A 2,447-nucleotide genomic window follows, 5' to 3' on the forward strand; every position below is an offset into this window, starting at 1 on the left:
AATTGGTAGACACAAGGGATTTAAAATCCCTCGCTGGTAACAGCGTGCCGGTTCAAGTCCGGCCCCGGGCACCATTTATATAAAATACCTCTTCTTTATTTCATTTATATTTCTTTTTATAACCTCATCTAACTATTTTTTTATTGCCAAAATAGCTCTATAGTTTCCTTAGTCTTTTAAATAAGCAAATGCGTTTTCAAGTTTTCAGCACTACTGAATTCACTAAATAGGATCAATGAAAGAGAATGGAGCAATTTAAACGTGGCTTAAATCAGTTCTGGGTAGGCGCCGTATTTGGTCTTTGTCTAGCGATCTCGTTAGTACTTATTCCTGTTGCGATTATTATGTCGAACATTAACGACGTTCTGAAAATTCATGAGGTGAGCGTGCTTGTTGATAAAGTATCGACGGTCTTCGATAAATCAGAACAAGTAATTAGTAATGCCAAAGCAGCGCTAACCGATTTTGATAATGACGTGGTGATGGATATGCTCACTGCTGTGCAATCTTATCAGCAACAATCGCAGCCATTATTAACCGCAGAGCAAAAGCAAGCATTAAAAGCGCAAATTAAAGGGCAGCTTGTTACTAAGCTTGAGCCCAAACTTAACGAGCAACAAATTACATTCATATTGTCTGTTTTCGAAAAGTTAACAAATACAAAAAAGGGAGCACAAACGCTCCCTAAATAAGAATTTACTTAACTAGATTATTCACGCCATGCGCCTTTAGGAATGGTTTGATCTAGCTTTTTGTTTTGCGAAGGATCAAAAGTAGGTAATTTACCTGCCTTACGTTGGGTGTTGTAATCCTTCGCGAGCCAAATAACGACGCCCGATAACATAAACAAAGCGATGACGTTAACGATAGCCATTAGACCCATAGAGACATCGGCAAGGGTCCAAACTAATGGTAATTCTCCAAGCGCACCAAACATCACCATACCAAGTACCAGTAATCGGAAGATCAACATACCCGATGCATGGTTATGCTCTAAGAACAATAAATTGGTTTCGGCATAAGAATAATTAGCAACAATCGAGGTAAATGCAAAAAACAAAATTGCAATTGCAACAAAGGTGGCACCCCAGCTACCAACATGTTCTTCAAGGGCAGCTTGTGTTAACGCAATGCCAGTCACACCTGAATCAGGTATAAGCTGTTGTGATAATAAAATAAGGGCTGCAGTTGCAGTACATATAATAATTGTATCTACAAATACGCCGAGCATTTGTACATAACCTTGTGAGGCTGGGTGCGGTGGGTTAGGTGTTGCCGTTGCAGCAGCATTTGCAGCGCTACCCATACCAGCTTCATTAGAGAATAAGCCACGCTTAATACCCTGGATCATGGCCTGCATTACACCATAACCTATTGCACCCGCACCCGCTTGCTCGATACCAAAGGCACTATTAATAACATGCATAAATACATTAGGTAATAAATCGTAGTTTATGGCACATACATAAAGTGCAACTAACAAATAAGCCAGCGCCATAAATGGCACAACCATTTCTGCAAAACGTGAAATAGTTTTTAAGCCACCAAAAATGATAATACCTGACCCTAATACTAAGCCGATGCCTACAACATAGTTTGGAATACCAAATGCAACATTAAATGCAGCAGCAATAGAGTTTGATTGAACAGCATTAAATACCAAGCCAAAAGCAAGAATAAGGCAAAGAGAAAAGATCACACCCATCCAGCGTTTACCTAACCCATATTCCATATAATAAGCAGGGCCACCACGAAAGTTGCCATCTTCATCGACCGTTTTATATGCCTGAGCAAGGGTACTCTCGGCAAAACTTGTCGCCATACCTATTAATGCAATAAGCCACATCCAGAAAATTGCACCGGCACCGCCTAAATAAAGTGCAACGGCAACACCTGCCATATTACCCGTACCAACTCGCGCAGCTAAAGAAGTACAAAAAGCTTGGAATGAAGAAATGCCATCACCAGAACCTTGGCGGCTCTGAAACATCACTTTGATCATATGTGGGAATTGAGTGAATTGAATAAAACCGAGTCGAAGAGTGAAAAATAGCCCCGCAGCTATTAAAAGGTAAACCAGAATGTGACCCCAAAGGAGACCACTTATACTATTTATAATGTCTGTCATTTTTCTTGCCTTGTGAGCGAGTGGAAAATCTGCGGCGCAAGTTACCATAACAAGCGAGGAGAGTTTAGTTATTCTGCTAAAAAACATCAGTTATCCACAGGTGTTTGTGGGTAACTTGTTTGCATTTGGTGGGTATGTGATTAATTTGAAAATATTCAAAAAAACCTTCAAAAAGTGCTTGCGTTAAAAATCCATCTCCCTATAATGCGCATCCACTGACACGGCGGGCAGCAACGAAAGGTGCTGAACAAAGTGACAGAGAGTTAAGTAAAACTTCGGTTTAAAACGGTCTAAAAAGAAAGTTTAAAATTAAGTGTTG

At 40.1% G+C, this 2,447-nt stretch carries 2 protein-coding genes; one reads left to right on the forward strand and one right to left on the reverse strand.

Translation table 11 applies throughout. The features are described 5' to 3' along the window. Window positions 1-245 precede the first annotated feature (245 nt). Window positions 246-692: a hypothetical protein gene (locus NO991_RS20500; protein WP_371352347.1), complete on the forward strand. Its 447-nt coding sequence runs from the start codon at window positions 246-248 to the stop codon at window positions 690-692. A gap of 17 nt (window positions 693-709) precedes the next feature. Here the strand turns inward: NO991_RS20500 and NO991_RS20505 are convergent, their stop codons facing one another. Continuing rightward, window positions 710-2,128, reverse strand: a complete 1,419-nt coding sequence (locus NO991_RS20505) for an amino acid carrier protein (RefSeq protein WP_371352348.1) — start codon at window positions 2,126-2,128, stop codon at window positions 710-712. Window positions 2,129-2,447: the final 319 nt, after the last annotated feature.

The organism is Pseudoalteromonas sp. DY56-GL22 (genome assembly GCF_041414715.1).
Taxonomy (GTDB): Bacteria; Pseudomonadota; Gammaproteobacteria; order Enterobacterales; family Alteromonadaceae; genus Pseudoalteromonas; species Pseudoalteromonas simplex.

Bases quoted from the DNA above. Each gene is read 5' to 3' on its own strand.
- NO991_RS20505 (WP_371352348.1), bottom strand. From the start codon at position 2,128: ATGACAGACATTATAAATAGTATAAGTGGTCTCCTTTGGGGTCACATT.
- NO991_RS20500 (WP_371352347.1), top strand. From the start codon at position 246: ATGGAGCAATTTAAACGTGGCTTAAATCAGTTCTGGGTAGGCGCCGTA.